The sequence below is a fragment of the Psychrobacter sp. 5A.1 genome, from assembly GCF_030407455.1.
Taxonomy (GTDB): Bacteria; Pseudomonadota; Gammaproteobacteria; order Pseudomonadales; family Moraxellaceae; genus Psychrobacter.
In genome coordinates, this window is the sequence record NZ_JASDDJ010000051.1 from 1 (window position 1) to 25,558 (window position 25,558).

A 25,558-nucleotide genomic window follows, 5' to 3' on the forward strand; every position below is an offset into this window, starting at 1 on the left:
TTGGGTAAGTCATAGTCTTTAATTGGTTGTCTATGGTTTAGAGCAATCGTAACATTTATTAGGTGGATTGACTATATAAAGACCATTGTCATTATTAGAAATATGGCATGACATCATAAACGTAATTATATAAGACACACGAAAACCCATCTTATGAAAAATATCTTCTCTCAATAGATAGCGAGTACTTTAAATTAGAAATAAGAAAGCAATAAGTCAAAGAAATGGTTTCTATGCTTATTTATGTGTTTATGATGACTTAAAAGATATATCGTTGATAAGATATAGAAGCATGCCGAAGCAACTGCGGGCAGATGGTGATCTGATACTTTAAGCGAGGTGAATGCTGTCACTCTTTTATAGCGGATTGACTAGGGCGTGTTTGTGAATTTTCAATACGCCCTAAATAAAAAAGCGACCAGCACTGATGAGATTTACTCAAACTTCATCAGTCTCTAAACCAATGATTTGAACCAAATGGCCAGTTTTTAGATATATCGTAGCGCCCTCTACTCCTGCTTTGATTGGTACGTGTTCAGCTATCGGTAGGCGTATCCAACTATCCTGTTTATATACTTGCTCACCCTCTATCAATTCGCCTGCTACGACTAATATTTCTGCGCCGCCATCGACTGCTTCAATGAACAATAACTCGCCAGCATTGATACGCTGTAGACTAACGCGCTCTACCCCATCGGAGAACAACGGGCAAATACGACGGTTACCTCGTTGCTGCCAATTAGCATCATTATAAGTATCAATAGCCACGTGATGCGTTTCATTGGATGACATTTGCCGTAACTTGACGAAAATAACAGCACCTTCATCACTATAAGGCCGATGACCTGAAGACGGTGGATTACGTAGATACCAACCTGCTGGATAATGAGTATCATCTGCAGAAAAAGTGCCTGATAATACCAAAATCTCTTCACCGCCTGGATGCAGATGATGCGGGAAGTAAGAGTTTGGCGCATAACGTACAAGGCTGGTAGCGCGAGCTTTTTCTGCACCCACACGATCCAGCATGACGCGCTCCACACCATTTTGTGGTGATTGAATCCAGTGATGGTCTTCAGATGCGAGCGACGCACGTTGTGAAAAATCTGCATTAATGAGCATAAAGTATTCCAAAGGTATTAAATGATTAGGGCGTACCCATAATATAAAACTGAGGACACGCCCTAGACGATAAACACAAATATATGACGTTATTACCGTACCAAGATAACGGGCGATAACGTACTGGCAATTATATGACGTTATTACCGTACCAAGATAACGGGCGATAACGTACTGGCAATGATTTCTGTCGTCGTACTTCCAAGAAAAAGCTGTTGCCATTTAGAATGACCGTACGCACCCACCACCATGATATCAATATTGTTTTCTACCTGAAATTTTAATAACCCATCCACCGCATCAGGGGCAGATAAATGATGTGCCTCGACAATAAACCCCGCATCCTCTAACTGTGCAGCGGCGGCACTCATGCTCTGTTTGGAGGCATCGTTATGATGACCTACCATCACGATATGACCTTTTAAACCTTTTAACAATGGGCTTTTTGCCACCATTTGTGCCGCTTTCATCGACGTTTTACTACCATCAAAGGCAATCATATAGGCGCTAGGCTGTTTAAATGTCTCTGAGCAAATCAGTATAGGAATCTCTGATCCACGAGCCACCGTTTCGATCTGACTGCCAATATTAATCCGACTGTTTTTATGGTCTTCTCCACGGCGTCCCATCACAATCACACGATTTTTTTCTTTGAAGTGCTCAATGCTAGGCAACAATTTACCATGACGTTGATACACACGAATATTGACGTCAGCAAAGCTACTTTGGATGTGGCTTTTTGCATCTTGTACCAAAGCATTACTATAGCTATTTATGACTTTTGCTCTTTGCTCATCCAACTGAGACAATTCTTCTAACAAAGCCTGACGGCTATTTATCCCTATTGCGCCTGATAAATCTCGTCTGGTCGAAGCAGGTACGGCACTGACATGTAATAGCGCAACAGGCACGTTGATTTTACTGGCATACCATGCTGCATAGTCACAAACCGATTCAGTCACGGCCGAGCCGTCAATACAGGCCAAAATGTGCTGTGATGTCGTCATAATCTGTCCTTAAATTTAAGTATTCAATTCTATCCAGCTTGTCAGATCTGACCAAGCGTTGCCCTCTGTCTAATATATAGATATATCCGTTGTCTTATAGCAATTATTTCATCGAAAAAATTTATCCTTTCATTTGATAATAACCAATTTGAACGGCATCATCCAGCAATGTGTGTGCCCCTTTTGCAATAATTGCAATTTGTTACCGTCAGCATTGTGCACGGTTCACCGCAGACTGATACCTAGCTATATATAAAGTCTTGTCATCGTCTGACCACATGCACTGGCAAAGTTTGCTACAATGTATTTTTTAGCATTTATGATTTCGGTATCGTTATTTAGGTGATTGGATTATGGCAAAAAATGCCCTACAGGCTCAATTATTAAAGGCTGGATTGGTTGATAGCAAAAAAGCCAAGAAAATCAGCAAGCAAACGCAACATGCCAAGCGCACTGGTGATTCAGAAAGCGTCGAAGCAAAAAAATCGTTGGCAGAAGCGCAAGCCAAAAAACTAGAGAAAGATCAAAAGCTCAATCAAGAAAAGCAACGGGTGCTAGAAGAAAAAGCGCTAAAGGCCAACATTGTCCAAATGATTAAGCAGCATCAAATTACTGAGACAGAGGGTGAGGTCAGCTATCAGTTTGTCGATGAGTCAAAAGTAAAGAAAATTGCTATTACTCAGAAACTATATGATCAAATCGTGGCTGGTCATGTGGTCATTGCACGGTTGGAAGAGAGCTATGCCCTACTGCCTCGTCCATTAGCCGATCGTATCGATTCAAAAATGGAAGGCTTTATGGTCGTATCCAATGATACTGCTGAAGAAGCATTGGCAGAAGACGATCCGTATGCTGCCTATGTGATTCCAGACGACTTGATGTGGTAGAAGCTTGCTTTACTGCGATTGACTTTACTATAGTGTTGTAAGTGTTCCGTCAAAAGCCCTTTATAGAATTCACGTTCTATAAAGGGCTTTTTGTATTTGCACGAGTCAAGTAAACCATGACTACACCACGTAAACATAAAATATGTCGATAGACTCAATTGAACGGGCATAAAACGGGCTTCTTTAAGCTAACATTGCTGGTTTGGTTAAAGAAAGTAACTCAGCCCCCTAATTGCCATAATATGAATGTAATGAACTTGAACAGCCATTCAATAACCACTACAATGCGTTTTTAGTACATTTTGTGGTAATACTTTGTTTATTTTTGAGTAATCACTCAATATTGTTCATCTTTTTACCTGTGTTTATTACCTTATAGTTCGGTGCCATCGTGCCCGTTTTGTTTGCTTAATTTGTTCCAATTCACTTTCACTTTTTCTCAAAAAGAGACAATTCATGCCAAAACATCTACCGCTCTCACTATTATTCCTTCGACTGGGTGTTTTCATTGTGTTCTTCTTCTGGACACTCGACAAATTTGTAAATCCTGAGCATGCGGCAGGTGTGTTTTCAAAATTTTATGCATTAGAAAACTTAGGCGCCAGTATTGTATACGTGGTTGGTGGCTTACAAATCGTACTCATCCTATTGTTTGTAGCAGGTTTATTCAAAAAGTGGACCTACGGCATTATTTTATTGCTACACGCGTCTTCTACTTTTGCAACCTTTGGTCTCTATCTCCATCCTTTTGATAACTTGTTGTTCTTTGCCGCATGGCCGATGTTGGCAGCCTGTTTGGCGCTGTTCTTAATGAGAGACTATGACACTCTAACATTGGGTAAAAATACGTCTCCAGTATAAATATCGGCAGCAGTGCTCATTGAGCCCCTAGTATAAATATCAGACAACGCGACATAATTTATATACTATTAAGACTGCCGACTTAAATTTTTTATCGTGGTTAGGTGATTCAGACGATTCGATTTGATCGCCACGTTACTCAAATATAGTTACTTAAGTTTAGTTACTCAGATGATGAGTATTCTACTGTTTGAGCAATAACTACGGTTTTAGCCTTTGCTCCCTTATTTGGCCGGATACCTCATGATTAAAAGAATATTTTTAATACTATTAATATTGATATTAGCGGCAAGCTTTTTTTATTTTGACCTAAATCAATTATTGACGCTTGATGGCTTAAAAGGGTCGATGGCGCAATTTAATGACTACAAAGCGCAGTCACCGTTATTAATTATCGGTGGGTTTTTCTTACTGTATGTTGTCGTCACTGCCCTCTCCTTACCAGGCGCTGCGATTTTGACACTGGCCGCTGGTGCGCTATTTGGTTTGGTGCAAGGGTTACTCGTGGCATCGTTTGCATCGAGTATTGGTGCCACACTTGCCTTTTTAACCTCACGGTATTTACTGCGTGATACCATCAAGCAGCGCTTTCCTGAGCGGCTAGCAGCTATCGATGCAGGTGTCGAAAAAGAAGGTGGATTTTACTTATTTACTTTACGTCTGGTACCCATATTTCCATTCTTTTTGATTAACCTATTGATGGGCGTGACGGCTATTAAGTCATGGACTTACTACTGGGTCAGTCAAATCGGTATGCTGGCTGGGACGTTTGTCTTCGTCAATGCAGGGACGCAACTGGCACAGATAGACAGCTTATCGGGTATTTTATCTTTCAACTTAATTGTCTCATTTGCGTTATTAGGTTTCTTCCCATTAATAGCAAAAGGAGTGTTGAACATGTTTAAAAAACGCCGTATTTATAAAAACCACACCAAACCCAAAAAGTTCGATCGCAATATGATTGTGATTGGTGCAGGCGCTGGTGGATTGGTCACAAGCTATATTGCCGCAGCGGTAAAGGCAAAAGTCACATTGATTGAAGCAGGTGAGATGGGCGGTGATTGTCTCAATTATGGCTGTGTACCCAGTAAGGCCATCATTAAGAGCGCAAAAATCGCTGATCAGATTCGCCACGGTGAAAACTACGGTCTAGAGAACACTGTACCGCAGTTTTCGTTCAAAAAAGTGATGGCACGCGTACAGCAGGTTGTGGCCGATATTGCGCCGCATGACAGTGTTGAACGCTATACCAATTTGGGCGTCGATGTGGTCAAAGGTTATGCCAAATTGATCGACCCTTGGACAGTAGAAATTCAATTAAATGACGGCGGCATGCAAACCCTAACAGCGCGCACCATCGTCATTGCCACTGGCGCTCGCCCATTTGTGCCACCTTTGCCAGGTATAGAAGAAACAGGTTACGTAACCAGTGACACGCTATGGACCAAGTTTGCCGAGCTAGAAGAAGCCCCTAAGAAGCTAGTGGTGCTGGGTGGCGGACCAATCGGTAGCGAGCTTGCTCAAAGCTTTGCTCGACTGGGTTCTAATGTGACGCAAATTGAGATGAGCGATCGCATCATGGGCAAAGAAGACCTCGAAGTCTCTGCCTTTGCTCACCAGTCGCTCACTGATAGCGGTGTCAATATTTTGACTTCGCATCAAGCCATGCGCTGCGAGATGCGTGATGGCAAAAAATACATCATCGTCAAACACAATGAAACAGAAATCGATATCGAGTATGATGAGCTACTTTGTGCCGTTGGTCGTAGCGCACGTCTTGAAGGTTATGGTTTAGAAGCGCTAGGTATCGAAACCAATCGTACGATTGTGACCAACGAATATTTAGAGACGTTGTATCCCAATATTTTTGCCGCGGGTGATATCGTCGGTCCATACCAGTTTACTCATGTCGCTGCCCATCAGGGTTGGTACGCCGCAGTGAATGGTTTATTTGGTAATTTTAAAAAGTTTAAAGTGGATTATCGCGTGATTCCTTGGGTTACGTTTATTGACCCAGAAGTCGCTCGTGTTGGCATTAACGAGCAAGAAGCCATTGATAAAGGCATCGATTACGAAATCACTCGTTTTGAATTTGAAGAGCTGGATCGTGCCATTACAGATGGTGCTGCTAAAGGTTTTATCAAAGTCATCACGCCAAAAGGTAAAGACAAAATACTTGGCGTTACGGTGGTGTCTGAACATGCAGGCGACCTAATCGCTGAGTTTGTACTGGCAATGAAACATGGTCTGGGTCTCAACAAAATATTGGGCACCATTCACAGTTACCCTACTTGGGCAGAAGGCAACAAATATGCCGCTGGTGAGTGGAAACGTGCTCACGCCCCTGAGACCGTATTGAGCTGGTTGGAGAAATACCATACTTGGCGTCGCGGTTAGTTAATGATAGTTAGTTAATAGTAGTTTGATGATAGGCGTCATTGAACGATGCGACTGGTAGCAAAGTGTTAAAAGACTCCAATAAAGCTGGTAGAGATTTTATGGTATCTGTTTGATTGGTTCATAACAGGCTATGAGATCTTTACCAGCTTTACTAACATTGAAATCATAACGGAAACTTGAATGCACGTTATTACCGCTTTACCGATGCTCAAACGTCTTACGCGATATAGCACCTACGCTATGGTGATGAGCATTTGTATTGGTATATCAGCAAGCACAGCATCGCCCACTACTGCTAACCTTGAGCAAGACCTATCACCTTGGCAGCAGATGGAAGCCAAAGGCAGCAATCAAGACGTTTACTTCTATGCATGGGGCGGTGATCCGCAGATTAACGCCTACCTACAATGGGTCGCTGATCAGGTTGATGATAAATACGATATCAACTTAGTTCATGTCAAATTGAGTGACACCAGCGAAGCAGTCAGTCGTGTACTTGCAGAAAAATCCGCTCATAATGACGATCAAGGCAGTGTTGATTTGGTCTGGATTAATGGTGCTAACTTCGCCACCATGAGTAAAAATTCGTTATTACTCAAACAATGGGCCAATAAACTACCCAATTTTGCGTTGACTGACCCAGAGAATAATCCAACCGTAAACTTTGACTTTGGTGTGCCGACCAACGGTATGGAAGCACCATGGGGACAAGCCTCTCTGACGTTTTATTACGACAGCCTGTCGACCAGTAAACCGCCAACAACGCTAACTGAACTGACTACTTGGACAGCACAAAACCCTGGCCGTTTTAGCTACCCAAAGCCACCTGATTTTTTGGGTATGAGTTTCTTAAAGTACGTCTTAGTCATGCTGCATGAACAACAAGATGCCAGTACAGGTAAGAATACTAGCGCTCAATTAGGTCTATTGGCTACTGAAGAAAATACTGCGCTCGTATTAGATCCGCTATGGGCGTTTTTGGATGGCTTTCATCCAACCTTATGGCGTAATGGCGAGCAGTTTGTACAGACAGGCGCGCAGATGCGACGCTTGGTCGATGATACGGAGCTGAGTCTCGCCTTTACCTTTTCGGCACCAGAAGTTCCTGCAGCCGTACAGCGTTATGACTTACCCAAAAGCATTCGCAGCTATGCTATGAGTGACGGCAGCTTAAGCAATACCCATTTTGTTGCCATTCCTTATAATGCTAGTCATCCTCAAGCCGCGCAATTAGTAGCCAACTTTCTGATGAGTCCGGATGCACAAGCCAAAAAACAAACTCCTTCGGTATGGGGTGATAAAACCGTACTGGTCCAATCTACGCTTAGCCCTGTACAACAAGCATTATTCAAAACCAAGCAGCCCCATCCAAGCGCCCTGCCCTTTGATAGTGTCAAGCGTACGGTAAGTGAGCCGCATCCAAGTTGGGTAGAGGCCATCCAGCAAGGCTGGCAAGCACGTTATGGGGTGAGTCCATGAGCCAAGGTTTTGATAAAATAACAAAAAAAGGTGATAGCCCTAAGCCTATTACGCTTGAGAAAAAAGACCTATTTACGCGTATCGTGTCTTTTAGTCCCAAACTCTTAATTCTCATATTAATACTACCCGTACTTTGCGGCCTCATCTGTGTACTGCTGCCTGCCTTGAGCTGGGTTCCTGCTCTAGAGAAAACGACCTTGAACATGCAAGGGTTTATAGACCTGTGGCAAACGCCTGGCATCACGCAGATGGCTGCATTAAGTCTCGCTACAGGTCTTATCAGTACGCTACTCGCTTTTGTCATTGCCCTGATGATATTGGCCGCGTTTTTTAACAGTGTTTGGTTGCAGCGTATTGAGCATTTATTAAGCCCCATCTTGGTCATTCCTCATGCCGCTGCAGCCATTGCCGTTGGATTTTTGATTGCACCGTCAGGCATGTTTGCACGGCTTATATCCCCGTGGCTAACTGGTTGGGAGATGGCACCCGATGGTATGTTTCCGCATGATCCATACGGTATCAGCATCATCTTGGGTTTAACCTTAAAAGAGCTGCCTTTTTTATTATTAATGGCACTGGGCGCGCTTGCTCAGCCTGAACTTGGCAAAAAATTGCGTCAACAGTATACCGTTGCACTCAATCTTGGTTATTACCCAATTACTGCTTTTTTTAAGGCGGTCTTACCCCTGTTATATCCTTTTCTGCGTTTACCGATTTTGGCCGTGTTGGCCTATGCCAGTGCGAGCGTCGAGATGCCATTGATATTGGGCCCTAACACACCGCCAACACTTGCTGTCTCTATCATACAATGGTTCAACGATGTTGACCTGACATTGCGTATCAAAGCATCAGCAGGTGCATTATTACAACTCGTACTGACAGCAGGTTTAGTCGCCTTTTGGCTGGGCGGCGAAAAAATTATCAAGGCAATATTTAATGTTTCATCAATTAATGGCAAGCGCCACTATGCAGATACTATTTGGCAAAAAGTCACTGCCATTCTTACTGTAGGCGTGATTGGTTTTATGCTACTGTCACTCTCTGGTCTTGTATTATGGGCATTTGCAGGGTTTTGGCGGTTTCCGGCGATGCTACCAGAGCAATTCGTGCTACTACATTTTCAAAGTGCCTTTACCCAAATGAGCACACCACTGCTCAATACTCTTAGCATTGGTGCCGTCAGTACCACCTTTGCTGTTTTTCTGACTTTGCTATGCTTGGAAGCTGAGCAACTGAGTGCTAAACCACTGTCACACTTCACCAGTTTTATTATTTACTTACCGCTACTGGTACCAAGTATCGCGTTTCTATTCGGCTTGGTATGGTTGCAGCAGTTGGCCAATCATCAATCAGAATTTTTTAATGTGGCATTTGCGCATCTTTTATTCGTGCTACCGTACGTGTTTTTATCATTGGCCAGTAGCTATCGGCGCTTAGATCCTCGTTTCGCTCATGTGGCCGCCAGCCTTGGTGCTGCACCAATTAAAGTGTTCTTTCAGATAAAGCTGCCGCAGTTATTTGCCCCTATTTTGATTGCTATTGCGCTCGGTCTAGCGATCAGCTTTGGTCAGTATTTGCCAACCCTATTGGCGGGCGGCGGACGGATTGCCACTATCACGACAGAAGCGGTGACACTGGCGAATGGTGCCAGTAGGCGCACCAGTGCTGTCTATGCCATTATGCAAATGGCGCTACCGCTCATCGGTTTTATATTGGCTTGGATGCTACCCAAATACTTTTTTAGAAGTGGCGCTCGGTAGCAGGCTGATCATGAACAAAAGCATTTATGAAAATACCAGCTGTAAAAAATCAGTTGCTAACAATATCAAACATTCAAATAATCAGTCGTAAAAAACGCAAACAAAGGGTTCCTGATGCCATCATCTTTACAGATAAAAAACTTACAGCTGTTTCGTCAAAACGAGCAGCTATTGAGTATCAATGAGCACATCGCTGGTGGCGACATCCTAACCGTGATGGGGCCTTCTGGTAGTGGCAAGTCTAGCTTACTAAACTGGCTAACAGGCACTTTGGCGAGCGACTTTACCGCGACGGGTACTGTCTGGTTAAACGATGAGAACGTGACTCAACTGCCTGCGCATTTGCGCCGTATTGGTGTACTGTATCAAGACGCACTGCTGTTTTCGCATCTATCCGTTGCGGGTAATATTGCTTTTGCCATGCCAAAAGGAAACAAAAAACAGCGAGTTGAAAAAATAGCGCAATCTTTAGTGCAAGTGGGCTTAGAAGGGATGGGAGATCGTCATCCTGATAACCTATCAGGTGGTCAACAAGCGCGTGTCGCCCTACTACGAACGCTACTGAGTGAGCCCAAAGCGATACTACTTGATGAGCCGTTTAGCAAACTTGATACTCAGTTGAGGATGGATACGCGGCAATTGGTATTTGATCAGATTCGTACTCATAAGCTGCCTGCCATTATGGTCACACACGACCATAGCGATGCCGAAGCAGCCAACGGTAAGGTTATTCATCTAGGCCGTATCATCAATTAGCACATTGATACATTTAGTGGCCTTAAAATGGCTAAATAAGCAAAATATAAAAGGCAGCTCGCATGTTAGACAAGTTTATTACGCCCGTTATCAAGCCGCTGCTGACCCCAATAGTAGCGACATTGCATAAGCTCGGCATCACAGCTGATCAGCTTACGGTAGCTGGGTTTTTGATTGGTATGCTGGCATTGCCACTACTTGCGTTTGAGCTATGGTATGGCGCACTGGCAGTGATTGTATTGAATCGTATCTTGGATGGGCTTGATGGCGCGTTGGCACGTTACGCACAGCAAAGCTCAAGCGCTGGTGGTTACTTAGATATCACGCTCGACTTCTTGTTTTATGCAGCCGTACCGCTTGGGTTTATCTTGGCCAATCCTGCCAAAAATGCCATTGCAGGCGCGTTGTTATTAGCGGCATTTATCGGGACAGGTTCGAGCTTTTTGGCCTTTGCAATTTCTGCAGAAAAGTTTCAATTAGACAAGCCTCAGTTTAAATATAAGAGCTTTTATTATCTCAACGGTCTCACTGAAGGCACTGAAACGATTGCTATCTTTATCGCTTTTTGCATTTGGCCGCAGCATTTTGTGCTACTGGCTGGTATCTTTGCTACTGCCTGTGCTATTACTATTTTTACCCGTATACATGGTGGGTATCATACTCTTAAACAGCTAGAATCTTCTAAGTAAGCGTCTGAAGATATATGCCGTCTTGAACACCCGATTATGACATTCTAAGCGTTTACTGAGTTATCGAGTCGCAGTGCTTCTATAGATAAGGCCATATCTTCAGCAAGGGCGTGTACTGTCGAGCTTTCTACATCACGCTGTGCAAAAGCACGCAGACCCATGACTTCTGCCTGTAGGCGACGGCCAAGTCGAACCGCATCCAGCTGACTATCCATTTCACCTACATTCTGCGCTTCTTTAAAGCATTCTATAAAGCGTGTCTCCATACCTGCCAGCAGCATTTCCACCTTGGTTAACGCTGTTTGTTCACGCGCACCAAGCTCTAGTAAGCTCTTGACCAACATACAAGCACGGCTCGGTAACGCTTTATCACGAATCCCGCCAAGCTGACGTATGTAAGCGGCAAGGCCCAATAAAGGCGTCTTATGATGGCTCAATACTCGCTCAAGTTCAGTCAATCCTAGACGCGCATAGTATTCTAGCGCTTCTTGAAACAAGCCGTCTTTGCTACCAAACGCGGCATAAATACTGCCTGGGCGCATATCGAGTGCTTGCTCGATATCCTTTAATGAGGTGGCATGATAGCCCTTTTGCCAAAAAAGCTGTAGCGCGCGCTCCAAGGCATCATGACGGTTGTAAAGTGCGGTGCGTGACATAATGTGCCTCATTTAAAAAGCCGTGACCTCATATAAAAATGGGCACGGCTATAAAACTTGAATGATTGCTCAATTTTATCCTGAATGGGCGCGACAGTAAAGTTAATATAGGAAACGGACTGGTAAATAAGCGTAACACTAACTATCAACAATCCTGTTAATAGCTAGGTGCAAATCTTTATGACGGCTAGCGAGAAACGTGAAAATCTAGTTAATGAGTCAGTAATACGTGCTTGCTTTTCTGATAAGCAGACAAACCATCACCGCCCAACTCACGGCCAATACCGCTTTGCTTAAACCCGCCCCAACCCGCTTCTGGTAGTACGATTTGTTGCTCGTTAATCCAGACATGTCCTGCTTTTATTTGTAGCGCCATCTCAAGTGCGGCAGTCTCATCGGCGCAAACGATGGTTGCTGCTAGAGCAAATTTGCTATCGTTGGCTAAGGCGACCGCCTCTGCGTTGTCGATAAAGGTTGTACTGACTAATACAGGCCCAAACACTTCCTCCATCCATAATTGGCTGGTCGTTGGTACGTCTGTATAAATCGTTGGGGTTGCAAAATATCCTGAACCAGTAACTATCTCGCCACCAGTCAAACAAGCAAGATGTTCGTCAGCGGCAATATCAAAGTATTTCTGAACTTGGTTCAATTGCTGTTTGCTCACCAATGGGCCCATTTGCGTATCTGTCGCAAAACCATCACCCATTTGCAAACTTTCCGTTTTTACTTTTAACGTCTCAAACAGCTGCTCAGCGATATCTTGATGGACAATCAAACGTGACGTGGCCGAGCATATCTGACCTGCATTGGTAAATATGCCGCCAATGATTAAATCACAAGCGTAGTCGATATCTACATCAGCATATACGACAATAGCAGATTTGCCACCCAGCTCTAGGCTTATGTCTTTGATACCTTTTGCTGCTTGAACCATCACCTTTTCACCGACTATATTACTGCCAGTAAAAGAGACTTTGTCAATCAGCGGATGACTGGTCATAGCAGTGCCCACTTCAGCAGCACCCGGTAAAATATTAACCACCCCTTTTGGTAATTCAATCTCAGACAAGATATTACCCAGCATGAGCTCTGGTAATAGTGTCACCTCAGACGGTTTTAATAGCACGGTACACCCTGCCGCTAATGCGGGAGCTACCTTCCAAGAGGTCGTCACCATTGGGAAGTTCCAAGGGGTAATCAACGCACAAATACCTACTGGCGCGTATGTCTTTAATAAACAAATATCTGGCTCAAGCGTCGATACCTTAGACCACGTTGCCTGATCTGTGATGAGATTGGCATAATAACGATAGCAGGCCATGGCATCGCCGACGTCTATCTTTGCTTCTTCAATTGGCTTACCGTTGTTTAATACAGACAGTCCAACCAACGTATCGAATTGCTGCTCCATAGAGTCCGCAATCGCATTCAAATAATGTGCTCGCTCGCTGACAGTGGTCTGTGACCAGCTAGCAGACGCTTCGGAAGCCGCTTGGACTGCTATTTCTACATGAGCACTGGTGCATAAGCGCGTTGTTGCAATCACCTTGCCTGAATTTGGATCATATAGGGCATGGTTTTCTGCATTATCAGAGTTTATATTATTAGAAGATATACCATCAGCATCAGTCGTAAGCGCTTCAATCGTAACCCAGTTGCCATTGATATAAGCGGCATTTAATACGACTTCATTTTGAGCCGTTTGTATGGCAGTTTCTCTGGTCAAGTCTATAGAATTCAGCATTTCCATAATGGTCAATCGCCTTATATTTTTTAATAAAATTGTTTTTATGTGCGTAACGTCCGTAATATGATTGGCTAAATGGTCGGTTTAAATGACTACAGAAAAACCGACCATTTGCATATTATTAGATTAAATATTTTTTAACCCTGTACTGACGACTAATACAGTAGATGTGCCACTGAAGTGATGACTACCAAGCTGATAAGCGTACGAAGTATGAAGATTAAGAATAGCTCTAGTACATTAAGTTTGATGTTTGATTTCAAAATCAGCGCACCCACTTCAGACATGTAGATAATCTGAGTGATTGAGGCCGCACCAACGATGAATCGTGTCATCTCACTCTCGATACTTTTTCCGACCAAGGCTGGCAAGTACATATCCGCAAAGCCCATGATCATGGCAGGTGCTGCTTTTGCTGCCTCTGGAATCTGCAACCATTCAAGCAGCGGTACTAGCGGTGTGGCCAACCAGTTAAAGACTGGCGTGTACTCTGCTAAACCAAGGCCAATCGTACCAATCGCAAAAATAACAGGGATTAGACCAAAGTAGATATCAAACAGGTTGTTTACACTGCCCTTGAACACGTGACCCAAGCTAGGCATAGAGTGTGCACGAGTGACAGCGCGATTGACCGCCCATTGGTACGTTGTATATTCAGCAGGAATGCCTTCGTCCAGCATGCTTTTGCCCGAGTGATACGTATCTGGCTTGAGTGACAATGGCGGTATACGCGGCATAATAATCGCAGCGATGAAACCTGTTAGCGCGATGGTCAGATAAAAGAAGACAAAGTTATTGTCCACGCCGATGGTTTTGGCAACCACATAGGTAAAGGCGATAGAAGTGACAGAAAAGGTGGTCGCGATGACTGCGGCTTCACGCTGGCTGTAAAAACTCTTGTCATACTCTTGCATGGTGACCAGCAAACCGATAGAGGCAGCACCAAACCAAGAAGACATCGCATCGACAGCAGAACGGCCTGGTAGCTTAAAAAGTTTGATAAACACTTTACTGGCTAACGTGCCCAAGAACTCCATCAGACCAAAATCAGTCAAAAACGGTAGTGATAAAATAGCAAAGAAGAACAACGGAATCAAAATAGGAATCAAATCTTCAAAAATGACACCGCCCGTATTACGATTGATAATAAACTCGGGGCCGACTTGTAGATAAATCATCCAAACAAACAGCATGCCTAAAAATCGAGTGGCTAGCCAAAACCAATCAATATCAAAGAGTTTTTTGGTCAGCGAGCCTTCATCTAGATTGGGTTTTAGTACCTTGACTGCCAACGCCCCAATACAGGATATCGACACAATCGCCATTGTAATGTATGCCACATAACTGCCTAACGCGGCTTGTAGAGCATCGGTCAACACACCCAATAAAATCGTGACTTTACCATCCCATTGAAACGGTATGATAAATAACGCAATACCCAATGCTGAGAATAATAAAAACTTCCACATTGCTGCTCGCCACTGACCTGCTTTTGGCGTCTCTGGATCGACCGTATTATTCCCTAAAATCGGCTGCTGCGACTTATCCATATAGTTCGACATTTAACTTCTCCTTGATGGGCGATGATTGCCAGTTTTTCCATTTCTCTGTCTGACCAATACCTGGGTTTAGCGAATTGGTTGGATCCAGTTTTTTATAAAAATAATGTAGCTCAGTTTTAGCAGGATACACATGCCCCACATTGTGTTCGGCAGGATACTCAATATGACGTTGGTCATAAAATGCCAGCAGCTCATCCTTGAATTGCTTGGCATTGGTCATCGGTTTCAATAAATAGTCTTGGTGCATGACATGGCAAAAAAAATGCCCCAAATAAAAGGTTTTACTGACTTGTTCTTTTAAGTATGCAGGTAGAATCTCGTCCCAATCTGTCGCGTTTCTTGGTAAGGCAATATCAGTCGCTAACAGCTCACCAAATTGGGTGTGGTTGAGATTATGGTAGCGAAACATAGCGGCGGTGGCGGCACTGCGAAATACTAAAAGCGATTGTGATTCAGACTCTGTGCATATATGCAGCGCACCTTGATACTGCTGCATATGATTTTGCAAAAATGTCTGTGCAGCAGCGATATTGTTGCCATCACTTTTATCAGAATCTGGATCAAAACCATCTGCGACTTTGATAATCAAATGGTATTGATATGAGAGCGCCTGCGTACTCAAAACTGCAGGTAACGATGGCGGCATAAATGCAGATGATAGTTGCAGTATCCGATCAGGCAGCGTCTGTGGCAGATGCCATTTATTCAGATAGTAGCCAATTTTTGCTTGCAGTCGATACAGCGACCCTATCTTGCTGGCGGGTAATGAGCGCATACTCAGACAAGTATCTCGGCCATAGTGCATGGTAATGTCGTTATAGTCTTTGTGCATATACTCTGCCAACACAGGCAGATTTAACTCGCTTTTTAGCCATTGTTGCCTGAGTGTGGTCAAGGTATCAGCGTCGTTGGTCGAGATATAAAACGTTTGCTCTTGCTTGGGCTTGGCAAAGGTCGCTACCCTCACCGCAAATACAATGACCTTGCCAGCTGAGCCAGACGCTTCATACAGACCATTGGGATCATTGTTAAATCTCGCAGGTGTATCCGCTTCGCAATCACGGACTTTGTGCTGATAATGATGGTTGGTACAGGCTTTTCTATTGCTTAGGCTATCTGAGTCTCTTTCGAACCTGCCAGCTTGCAGATTCTCTAGCATTTCCTCTGGATACGTGCCCAAATCCAGCCCTAGATGATTGACTAATTCAAACGCTCCTAAAACATTGCGTCTGGCAAACAATGACATCTCGGTATAAGCAGGACCGCGCTGCACCAACATGCCGCCTGAGCTGTTGCAAATACCACCTATCACCGAAGCGCCAACACAACTAGAACCCAGCACTGAATGCGGCTCACGACTCAATGGCGCAAGCGTAGACTCTAATTGCTGAAGGGTGGCAGCGGGCAAAGCGATCAGCTCTGCTGCATCGTTGAGTAAATGCACGCCGCCCAATAACTGCATAGAAATGACGACTAATGGCCTGTCATAATCTCCATTCGGCGTTGAGCCACCCGTCAGACCTGTATTGGCCGCTTGCGCAATAATAATCACGTCAGCGGCTGCACAGATATTAATGACGCGCCATAGTGCCACAAGAGAGTGCGGTATCACAACTGCGACGGTAGCGTCCGTGATAGCCTCAATCGCACCTTGCATATAAGACTGCTGTTGGCTAGGTTTTGTTAGCACATTGGTCGTACCAACAATCGCTGCTAAATCCGTTAATAAACTCGGTATCTGCTCGTGTCTATCGTCTGACAAGTTTTTAGCATTTGGCATGATAGACGTTCTTCCTTGAATGACTAGCCTTTCGTATATTTACGTCAGTACGGTTGATACCAACACTGTTACGCTCATGACCATTGAGATAAGCACCATTAAAATAAACACCGCTAATTAAAATAAGTCACTGTCTCAGCCATTTCTTTTAGAAAATCGTCCGCTTCATCAATCTCATAAATGACTGGCTGTTTACCTTTCGTGTCTGTCTTTAATGCGTCTAGCAATTGCTGCTTATCGGTGATTCTACGATAGCCAGCGCCAAACCCTGCTGCTAGTGGCTCAAAGTTTGGCGTTTTGATATTGACGCCAATCAATGGCAAACCGCCCTCTTCCATATAACGACGTATCTCACCGTAGCCTTGGTTGTTCCATAGTAGGACAATCAATGGTAGTTCAAGCTCGGCTGCGCAGATGAGCTCAGCAATCGTGAACTGAATACCGCCATCACCCATTAGACTGACGACGGGTAGATTTGAGCCAACCATGGCCCCGATAGCAGCAGGCAAACCATAGCCTAACGTGCCAAAACCCGTTGACGAGTTAAACCATTTACGCGTCGCCAAGGCTTCAAGACCAAGGTTACCGCTATAGACAGGCTGTGTTGAATCACCAACGAAAATGACGTCTTCTACTTCATCTCTGATCAGCTTTAGTAATGCATTTTGACCCGCAAAGTCTGTCGTTACATCCTTCAAAAGGGCTTGTTTTGCCTCATTGACACGTGACAGTGCTTGATGATCGAATGTCTGACCTTCTAAGCGACTACATAAACCACTAATCGCCATCTGTGCATCGGACAGTACCGCGATATCCGCTCTAAATGGACGCTGCAATTGCTGAGCATCACAGTCGATGCGTACCAGCGTGCCATTTATCTTGAACCCACCATTAAAGAACACATCGTAGTCAGTTTCACCAAGCTCAGTCCCAATGGCGAGCACCCAATCTGCTTCTGTAATCACCACTCGGCCAGCGTCTAATGACTGGTTGCTACCCAAACTTAATGGATGACCAGGTGGTAGCAAACCCTTGGCATTGATGGTCAAAAACGTTGGTGCATCTATCAGTTCTGCCAATCGTTGTGCATCGTGATCGACATCGACGCAGCCGCCTCCATAAAGTATTACAGGATTTTTTGCAGTTTGTAATGTCTGTACGATTAGGTCTAATTGTGTAGGGTTCGGTAATGGTCTTGTGACCTGCGGTAGGCTCAAGCTATTTATATCGGTTTGGCTATTTGCTACAGCATTTAACTTAGGCGGCTTAGCAACATGACGGGCATCAGCGGTGATGATATCGATAGGTAGCTGAATATGTACTGGCCCCGGACGTGCACCATTAAATAAGGCAAAAGCTTCTGCAATAACTTTCGGTAGCGATTCAGGTTGCCAAATGGTCTTGCTGGTCAATGCCACCTTACTGACCATGCCTTGCTGGTCATGCAACTCATGCAGATGCCCTTCCTCACTACCCGTGTCTTTGACTTTATTAACACTAGATATCACCAGCATCGGTATCGAATCAGCCAATGCCTGTGCCATCGCCGTCATGATATTGGTCATGCCAGGGCCAGTGATAATAAAACACACCCCAATTTTACCAGACGCACGATAGTAGCCGTCCGCCATAAACCCAGCGCCTTGCTCATGACGCGGTGTCACATGACGAATATTGGTATTGGGCAAGCCGCGATACAGCTCAACGGTATGCACCCCTGGGATACCAAACACCGTCTCTACCCCATAGTACTCTAGCCACTGAACCAGTAGCTCACCGCAAGTTAAAGATGGGACTGTAGATAAGTCAGAAGGTATTTGGGTCAGTTGAGTCATGAGTTTTTCATCCTAAAAAGTTTGCTGAATATTCAGATAATTATCCATTCTTTAACTCAAAACAACATTTGTATTTTTCTTTATAGTGATGACTGATTACAAATATTGCTGGTTATAGCGGGGGCAAATGACGGCTATAGTCAAAGAACTCTAAAATGGGTACAAGGCAGCCGACTGCAGATTGTACAAGTAGTACATCTAAGGAGGGTAACGCCCTAGCGGTTTAGTAGTTCACCGACTATATTATCAATCCGCTTAGACCTTATCGTCGTAACGCACACCCGGTAGGATACATAGCATCTCAAACAATAAGTTCGCAGCCAGTACAGAGGTGTTACCAAATGGGTCATAAGGTGGTGATACTTCAACCAAATCACCGCCGACTACTTCCAAACCGCGCATACCACGAATGATTTCGATGCCTTGAGTGGATGTCAAACCACCGATCTCAGCAGTACCAGTACCAGGTGCAAATGCAGGGTCAATACCATCAATATCGAAGCTCAAGTAAACAGGACCATCGCCTAGCTTTTCACGTACTTCAGCCATGAGCGGTGTTAGCGACTTATACCAGCACTCTTCAGCAGGTACCACACGGAATCCTTGCTCAGTTGACCAGTCAAACTCTTCAGCACTGTAGCCTGTACCACGTAGGCCAATCTGCACCACACGATTACCATCGATGAGGTTTTCTTCAACAGCACGGCGGAATGGTGTGCCATGGGCGATTTTTTCGCCAAACATATCATCATTGATATCAGCATGAGCATCGATATGTACCATACCGACAGGGCCATGTTTTTTAGCAAGTGCGCGCAGAATAGGCAACGCGATAGTATGATCGCCACCTAGTGTTAGAGGAATCGCACCGTGTTTGACGATTTTATCGGTATAGAATTTTTCGATGATATCAACGCTTTTTAGCAGGTTGAAGGTATTGATAGGCACATCGCCGATGTCAGCGACTTGTAATGACTCAAAGGGCGCAGCACGAGTGGCCACATTGTAAGGACGAATCATGCGTGACTCATCACGAATCTGTCTTGGGCCTAGTCTCGCACCGCTACGGTTCGATGCACCGATATCTAAAGGTACACCTACAAACGCCACATCTAGTCCTTCGGCATCGGCTTGAGTTGGCAGGCGCATCATGGTGGCGAAACCGCCAAATCTTGGCATCTCGTTGCCGCTTAATGGTTGATTGAAGCTCATAGGGTACTTCCTTGTTTTATTTCGTGTAAGTAAACAATTTGCTACATGTCATTGACAATACATAAATATCAGGAAACGAACCATGGTAAAATTCAGAAGCAAACTTCTAATTTTTCGTAGTAAACGAAATTTACGTTTTATTATCAGAAGTTTATATAAACCAAAAAATTTGTTAAATTAAGATAAACCACTGAATTTATAGTATTTATTTATTAATTTATGACACATAACACCAAGACATGTGAATAAGTAAGGATGACAACAGCGACTCAATTCCAATCCATTATTGTTTAATTAATTTGATAGAGGGTGGCGACCGATGCTAGATGAGCTGATAAAAATAGATATCAAAACGCTACGCAGCTTTATGGCTATCGTAGAGTGCCAAGGCGTGACGGCCGCTCAGTCGCGCTTGAATGTCACAACTTCTGTCATTAGTGGACATTTGACGCATTTAGAAGACCGCTTAGGAATGACGCTTTGTCATCGTGGTCGAGCAGGATTCAAGCTCACAGAAGATGGTGCAGCAGTCTATGAGGCTTGTTTGAGTTTTACGGAAGCCGTTGCCAGCTTTCAACATCAGTTGCACTATATTCGTCAATTAGATTCTGTCCGTGGTGGTCATATCAGACTGTGCTTAATCGATCAGATGCCGACGCTTTTTTATGATGCCCTGCGCCAATGTCTCGCTGCCAGCTACCGTGACAACCCATTGATACACTTTTCGATTGATGTGCAAAGCCCAGAGAGTATGTTAGAAAAACTCTTGGGCAATGAGAGTGATATTGGCGTGGGATATTTTGGCAGATTTCCACCTTTATTGACTTTTCAACCAGCCTTTGTTGAAAAACAAGTGGTTTGCTGTGGACGCGAGCATCGGTCGTTTCATGAGCCAAAAAAGCTGACATTTGATGACTTAGAACAAAACCATCACTGGATCAAGAGAGGATATATCACTGATGTCAGTATCAATCATATTCGCCCAAAAATATTGAGCGCGACTACTTATCAAATGGAAGCCACCGCGCAGCTTATTTTAGCAGGTCACCATGTTGGGTACTTACCACGCGATCTAGCGATGCGTTATGAAGAGATGGGACTGATGAAAATACTACTGCCTGATGAGGCAAGCTATGAAGTAAAGCATCACTGGGCATACCGAGAAAACCTGCACAAACATGTGGCAGATTTTTTGAACAAAATGATAAGTCTATTGTCAGAGAATTATTCTAAGGCCTAATTTATCGGCACATTTTGCTACTTGGACTCTCAGTGTTTCTTAATCACAGTGTCCTAGTAACTGGTGCCTTGTCTTGTATTGAAAGTAATGCCTTTAAAGACAAGGCTTTATCTTACTATTTTGATAGTTAGCTGTTAAAAATTTGCGACAAGATTTTAGGCGGTCGCTGCTTGATCTTGGTGCTTTAGACCAATGGTTCTTAGCTTCCCTTTGTCATCGACTTCCTTAATAACTAGCGACCATTCGTCACTTATTACAACGGTATCGCCTGACACTGGCGCAGTACCTAAATGTGATTTCACGTACTCAGCCACCGTCTGCTCCCACATGTTTTTTGCGCTGTCTTCATCAGACGTTTTGAGTGTTTTTACCAGTGTCTCAGACGCCATGATTCCTGTAAAAAACGGTAAATCCCCAAGCTTGACACTCGGTGATAGCAGCCAATCTCCGTAAAAATCATCGATAGCCTTACGATCTAATGTCGTGTCATTGAAAATCTTGGCAATCTTGCTAGCGTGATTGCCGCGCATCGCATACCAAATACTATCACCAAACTTTAGCTTTGTATTGTCATCGACTACTACGATTTGCTGATTACGGACTAGCGCAAAGACACTGATTTCATCTGGATTGATACCTTTGGAGATACCCATAGGATGACGCCCAATGGCAAATGCGCCTGATTGTGCTTCAAATTCATATAGCGTAGTACTGGCCTTGTCTGATACCCAAACCTCATGTTCTTCTTTGGGGTCTTTATTGGTTGGAATGCGTACTTTAAACAGATTTGCCATCGTAGGAATGGTCGTGCCTTGTAAAATCAGCGACAGAACCACGACTCCAAAGGCAATATCAAACAGCATAAAGGCGTTATCTATCCCAGCCATGACAGGCAAAACCGCCAAGGTAATAGGCACTGCGCCGCGCAAGCCAACCCAAGAGATAAACCCAATCTCTCTGTCTTTAAATTTGAATGGCTTAACACTAGTATAGACAGCAATAGGACGAGCAACAAAAATCATAAAGGCTGCGATTGCCACCGAATAATGCCAAACATTGAGGACGTTTGATGGGGTGACCAACAGTCCTAACACGACAAACAGCACTGCCTGAGATAACCAAGCAAAGCTGTCCATCACTCGCATGACATGCTCTGTCGAGCGTACCTTGTGGTTGCCGATTAACACACCAGTGAGGTATACCGCCAAAAATCCACTGCCACCAATGAGGTTGGTCGCAGCAAACACGGCCAAGCCAGCAGAGAGAATCAAAATGGCATACATGCCTTCTGCCAAATGAATTTTTGGTAGTAGCCGAGATAGAAAATACCCAAACAGTAGGCCCATGCCTAGCCCAAAGCTCAGCTGCTGTAGCAATAAAACTAAAAAGCCAAATACTGTCTGACCATCAGGATCAACATTTAAGGCAATCAAACCAGTGACTAATAAAATAGCCAAGGGATCGTTGGCACCAGACTCAAGTTCAAGCGTGGCTTGTACACGGTCATTTAGCTTGACGCCGCCATTACGTAATAGAGAAAATACGGCGGCCGCATCGGTTGAGCCGACAATCGCTGCCATCAGTAAACCAAAGCGCCAATCGACATCAAGTAGCCAAGTGACGAAGACCCCTAGCACCATGACCGTGACTAATACGCCCCATGTAGCCAGCGTAATCGCAGGTTTTAGACCCACTCGAAACGATTTAAAGGATGTGCGTAAACCACCATCTAGCAAGATACAGGCTAAGGCCGCCTGCCCGACGAAATTGGCCAGCGCATATTGAGAGAACTCAATACCCAATATACCCTGCTCGCCTGCCAACATACCCACTATCAAAAACAGCAATAACAATGGTACGCCCAAGCGCGCCGATAATGTACTCGCCATGATGCTGGCAAAAATTAATACTGCGCCTACGAGATAAAGGATATTTAAGGTATCCATTTTTTTTGAGCCCTATTTTTTATTATTCAGAATAGTAGTTGATTGCGATGTTGTTTTCGTTATCTTGTTGTTAGGGCGTGTCCTCAATTCAATCGATAGTTATCTAAATGGGTTAAAAATGGCTAAATCTTGCCAAACGGCGTCAAATAGCTGACTAATATCTCGATATTATCTGCGCTATTTTCCTTGTTTGACTGCAATTTATCTCATTTTTATCACCATTTTTAAAATGAGGACACGCCCTAGTAGATATGGTCCACAGAAAAATATATGCAGAAAAACGCCTCAGGTATCCAATTTAGCCGTTATAAAATATCATTACCGTCCTGATAAGTCATGCACTCCCGTCCTGCTTATCCTTGAATGTATTGCCACGTCAACACTAGAATTGCAGCGGCTATCGTCCAAGCGACCACCCCTAATAATAGTGCTTTGTATAAGCTCATATAACTGATGCTAAAAAACACCACAAAAGTATAAATCAAATGCGGTATGACGCCCAGCATACTAAATATCAATGCAACCCTTAAATCAGCAGGACTGCGTTCCGTACCAACAATGAAATGACTGATTAAAGTAAATGTGGGAAATAGTGGCGCAAGCGCGGCCAAATAAAAAAAGCGAGTTTGGGCGAATAACTGAATCGCCAATACCATCAAGGCGCCAATAAGCATTTTTAACCAAATCACGGCGGGGTCATCTCCTGTTGAGTGCTAAAGGCTAAATATAGCCCAATCCGCCATGATACTAAAATCTGTAAACAGACATAAGAGGGATACTTGTTTAATTGGCTCGTATAACAAAAATGCCTAAAAAAACCCCACTTAGCAATGCTGCTAAATGGGGCTGTTACTTTTATTCAGTAAGCTTTTACGAATTACTTAGTCCTTTTTTGGCTTTAATGCCGCGCTGATGTCTGCTAGCAATGGTGGGATATCATGCTTGTCTGCAATCACCTCAATCATTATAAGCTTATCGGTAGTCGCAGCAGCTTTGTCAAAAGCAGATTTTAGCTCGCCTGCTGTCTCTGCTTTGAGTAATAGGCTATTTTCTTCTGTCGCGCCAAACGCTCGCGGCATGATTTGCCAATCGCATTTAGGGATATCATTATAGTATTGGTTTTCGCCATGAATCGCGCGCTCTACCGTATAGCCGTCGTTATTGATTAAAACGATTACAGGATTGATGCGCTCTTGAATCATGACCGCCAACTCTTGGATTGTTAGCAATGCTGAGCCGTCACCAATTAATAACACACTTCGCTTATCTGGCGATGCGATTGCTGCGCCTAAGCTGGCAGGCAACGTGTAGCCAATTGATCCCCACATTGGTTGCCCATATGACGTTACCCCTTCTGGCAGGCGCACATCACTGATACCAAAATAGGCTGTGCCTTGTTCAGAAAACACCAAATTATTGTGATCTAAGCGGTCAGCGATAATGTGCCATAGGTCATCTTGGCGGATAGCTTCACTGTCTTTACCTTTCTGCTCGTGCGGCTTAACTTCTTCACAGAAAGTTTTTGGCACGATGTTAATGCCAGAAGTCATCACTTCATGTAAGGCTTGCAACGCATCTTTCAGCGCAATTGGTGCAAAGTTCTTACCACTGATAGAAGCACGCTCATAATGTAAATCTACGACCACATTTTCATTGATATCTTGACTAAATCCTGCGGTGGTAGTGTCAGTATATTGCACCCCTACTTTAATAAGGCATTCACAGTTTTCTACCGCATCTTTCACAATTGGACGCGAAGCAACACCAGCATAAGTACCTGCCCAACGATCACTATTTTCATCGAGTAGCGTCTTACCCCAAGATAGCGTGGTATAAGGAATATCGGTATCGGCAATCAAGGCTTTGAGCTGTGGCTGTAACCCCAAACGATGCACCATCAAATCTGCCATCAGCGTCGTGGTCTTATTTGGTAAAAATTCTATCAACGCTTGTTTGAAGTCTATCAGAGCTGCTTGACTGGTAATGTCTTCTTGGCTGTCAATCAGTTTTGTGGTCGGTGGATAAATAGGCTGACGCGCAACATCAGGTGATAGCAGCAGATAACCTGGGCGATGCTTTTTGAGAATCAAACGAATGACTCGATCAATTTCTGAAGCAGCGTTTTCAGGGGTAAGCTGCGCACGGGCTACCGTCACTGGCTCGACCATCTTAATAAAATGATTGAATACGCCATCACCAAGCGAGTGATGAATACGACGCTTTGAGTCTTGTAAGGCTGTGCTTGGTGCACCCACGATGTGTAGCACTGGCGCGTACTCAGCAAAAGAGCCTGCGGTCGCATTGATCGCTGACAACTCGCCCACACCAAAAGTGGTCACCATAGCGGCAAACCCACGCTCGCGTGCATAGCCATCGGCAGCGTAGCCAGCATTTAACTCATTGGTGTTTCCTACCCAGCGCAATTTATCAGAGGCGAGAACATTGTCCAAAAAGGTTAAGTTAAAATCACCAGGTACGCCAAATATCTCAGATGCACCTGCTTCTGCGACACGATCGAACAAATAATCGGCGATGGTATATTGTTGACTCATTTTTTTATCCTTATGACTTATCTTTGTAAGTATTGATAATTGTGAATATTATTGAGGTTAAATT

19 protein-coding genes are annotated in these 25,558 nt (G+C 44.1%); 8 read left to right on the forward strand and 11 right to left on the reverse strand.

All coding sequences use genetic code 11. The annotated features are described in order from the left end of the window. Positions 1-438 precede the first annotated feature (438 nt). The gene (locus QL982_RS10875) at positions 439-1,122 is read right to left on the reverse strand and encodes a cupin domain-containing protein (RefSeq protein WP_290164822.1); all 684 of its coding nucleotides are present in this window, start codon (positions 1,120-1,122) and stop codon (positions 439-441) included. 143 nt (positions 1,123-1,265) lie between these two features. After that, positions 1,266-2,129 (reverse strand): universal stress protein, encoded by an 864-nt coding sequence (locus tag QL982_RS10880; protein ID WP_290164823.1) that lies wholly within the window; start codon positions 2,127-2,129, stop codon positions 1,266-1,268. A gap of 353 nt (positions 2,130-2,482) precedes the next feature. Here QL982_RS10880 and QL982_RS10885 point away from each other — a divergent pair, with 353 nt between their 5' ends. The 7 genes from QL982_RS10885 to QL982_RS10915 all read left to right on the forward strand — a co-directional run bounded on the left by QL982_RS10885 (position 2,483) and on the right by QL982_RS10915 (position 10,961). Continuing rightward, positions 2,483-3,016, forward strand: coding sequence for a DUF2058 domain-containing protein (locus QL982_RS10885; protein ID WP_290164824.1), 534 nt, complete (start codon positions 2,483-2,485; stop codon positions 3,014-3,016). Positions 3,017-3,472: 456 nt separating this feature from the next. Next, the gene (locus tag QL982_RS10890; protein WP_290164825.1) at positions 3,473-3,877 is read left to right on the forward strand and encodes a hypothetical protein; all 405 of its coding nucleotides are present in this window, start codon (positions 3,473-3,475) and stop codon (positions 3,875-3,877) included. Positions 3,878-4,120: 243 nt separating this feature from the next. Continuing rightward, a complete protein-coding gene (locus QL982_RS10895) occupies positions 4,121-6,274 on the forward strand; it encodes a bifunctional TVP38/TMEM64 family protein/FAD-dependent oxidoreductase (protein ID WP_290164826.1) in 2,154 nt (717 codons plus the stop codon). A 183-nt stretch (positions 6,275-6,457) separates the two neighbouring features. Beyond that, entirely contained in the window at positions 6,458-7,756 is a 1,299-nt protein-coding gene (locus tag QL982_RS10900; RefSeq protein WP_290164827.1) for an ABC transporter substrate-binding protein, read from the forward strand. Beyond that, positions 7,753-9,516, forward strand: a complete 1,764-nt coding sequence (locus QL982_RS10905; RefSeq protein WP_290164828.1) for an ABC transporter permease subunit — start codon at positions 7,753-7,755, stop codon at positions 9,514-9,516. Before QL982_RS10900 ends, QL982_RS10905 begins: the two co-directional genes overlap by 4 nt. A 114-nt stretch (positions 9,517-9,630) precedes the next feature. Further along, positions 9,631-10,272, forward strand: a complete 642-nt coding sequence (locus QL982_RS10910; protein WP_290164830.1) for an ATP-binding cassette domain-containing protein — start codon at positions 9,631-9,633, stop codon at positions 10,270-10,272. 62 nt (positions 10,273-10,334) lie between these two features. Further along, positions 10,335-10,961 carry a CDP-alcohol phosphatidyltransferase family protein gene (locus QL982_RS10915; protein ID WP_290164831.1) on the forward strand — a complete coding sequence of 209 codons (627 nt, stop codon included), beginning with the start codon at positions 10,335-10,337 and terminating at the stop codon, positions 10,959-10,961. A 44-nt stretch (positions 10,962-11,005) separates the two neighbouring features. Here QL982_RS10915 and QL982_RS10920 read toward each other — a convergent pair whose 3' ends face one another. The 6 genes from QL982_RS10920 to speB all read right to left on the reverse strand — a co-directional run bounded on the left by QL982_RS10920 (position 11,006) and on the right by speB (position 19,756). After that, positions 11,006-11,617 carry a TetR/AcrR family transcriptional regulator gene (locus QL982_RS10920; protein WP_290164832.1) on the reverse strand — a complete coding sequence of 204 codons (612 nt, stop codon included), beginning with the start codon at positions 11,615-11,617 and terminating at the stop codon, positions 11,006-11,008. Between the two features lie 211 nt (positions 11,618-11,828). Further along, positions 11,829-13,370: an aldehyde dehydrogenase family protein gene (locus QL982_RS10925; RefSeq protein WP_290164833.1), complete on the reverse strand. Its 1,542-nt coding sequence runs from the start codon at positions 13,368-13,370 to the stop codon at positions 11,829-11,831. A 152-nt stretch (positions 13,371-13,522) separates the two neighbouring features. Beyond that, positions 13,523-14,929: a YjiH family protein gene (locus QL982_RS10930; protein WP_290165634.1), complete on the reverse strand. Its 1,407-nt coding sequence runs from the start codon at positions 14,927-14,929 to the stop codon at positions 13,523-13,525. After that, on the reverse strand, positions 14,910-16,709 hold the full coding sequence (gene dld / locus QL982_RS10935; protein WP_290165633.1) for a D-lactate dehydrogenase: 1,800 nt from the start codon (positions 16,707-16,709) through the stop codon (positions 14,910-14,912). Before dld ends, QL982_RS10930 begins: the two co-directional genes overlap by 20 nt. Before the next feature lie 113 nt (positions 16,710-16,822). Continuing rightward, positions 16,823-18,544, reverse strand: coding sequence for a 5-guanidino-2-oxopentanoate decarboxylase (locus QL982_RS10940; protein ID WP_290165631.1), 1,722 nt, complete (start codon positions 18,542-18,544; stop codon positions 16,823-16,825). A gap of 255 nt (positions 18,545-18,799) precedes the next feature. Further along, positions 18,800-19,756: an agmatinase gene (speB, locus tag QL982_RS10945; protein ID WP_290165629.1), complete on the reverse strand. Its 957-nt coding sequence runs from the start codon at positions 19,754-19,756 to the stop codon at positions 18,800-18,802. Between the two features lie 319 nt (positions 19,757-20,075). Here speB and QL982_RS10950 point away from each other — a divergent pair, with 319 nt between their 5' ends. Next, positions 20,076-20,996 carry a LysR family transcriptional regulator gene (locus QL982_RS10950; protein WP_290165737.1) on the forward strand — a complete coding sequence of 307 codons (921 nt, stop codon included), beginning with the start codon at positions 20,076-20,078 and terminating at the stop codon, positions 20,994-20,996. Between the two features lie 155 nt (positions 20,997-21,151). Here the strand turns inward: QL982_RS10950 and QL982_RS10955 are convergent, their stop codons facing one another. From QL982_RS10955 to QL982_RS10965, 3 genes are all read right to left on the reverse strand, one after another. Continuing rightward, positions 21,152-22,942 (reverse strand): potassium/proton antiporter, encoded by a 1,791-nt coding sequence (locus QL982_RS10955; protein ID WP_290190324.1) that lies wholly within the window; start codon positions 22,940-22,942, stop codon positions 21,152-21,154. 353 nt (positions 22,943-23,295) lie between these two features. Continuing rightward, a complete protein-coding gene (locus QL982_RS10960) occupies positions 23,296-23,631 on the reverse strand; it encodes a GlpM family protein (protein WP_290165733.1) in 336 nt (111 codons plus the stop codon). A 192-nt stretch (positions 23,632-23,823) separates the two neighbouring features. Next, positions 23,824-25,494: a thiamine pyrophosphate-binding protein gene (locus QL982_RS10965; protein WP_290165732.1), complete on the reverse strand. Its 1,671-nt coding sequence runs from the start codon at positions 25,492-25,494 to the stop codon at positions 23,824-23,826. Between the last annotated feature and the right edge of the window lie 64 nt (positions 25,495-25,558).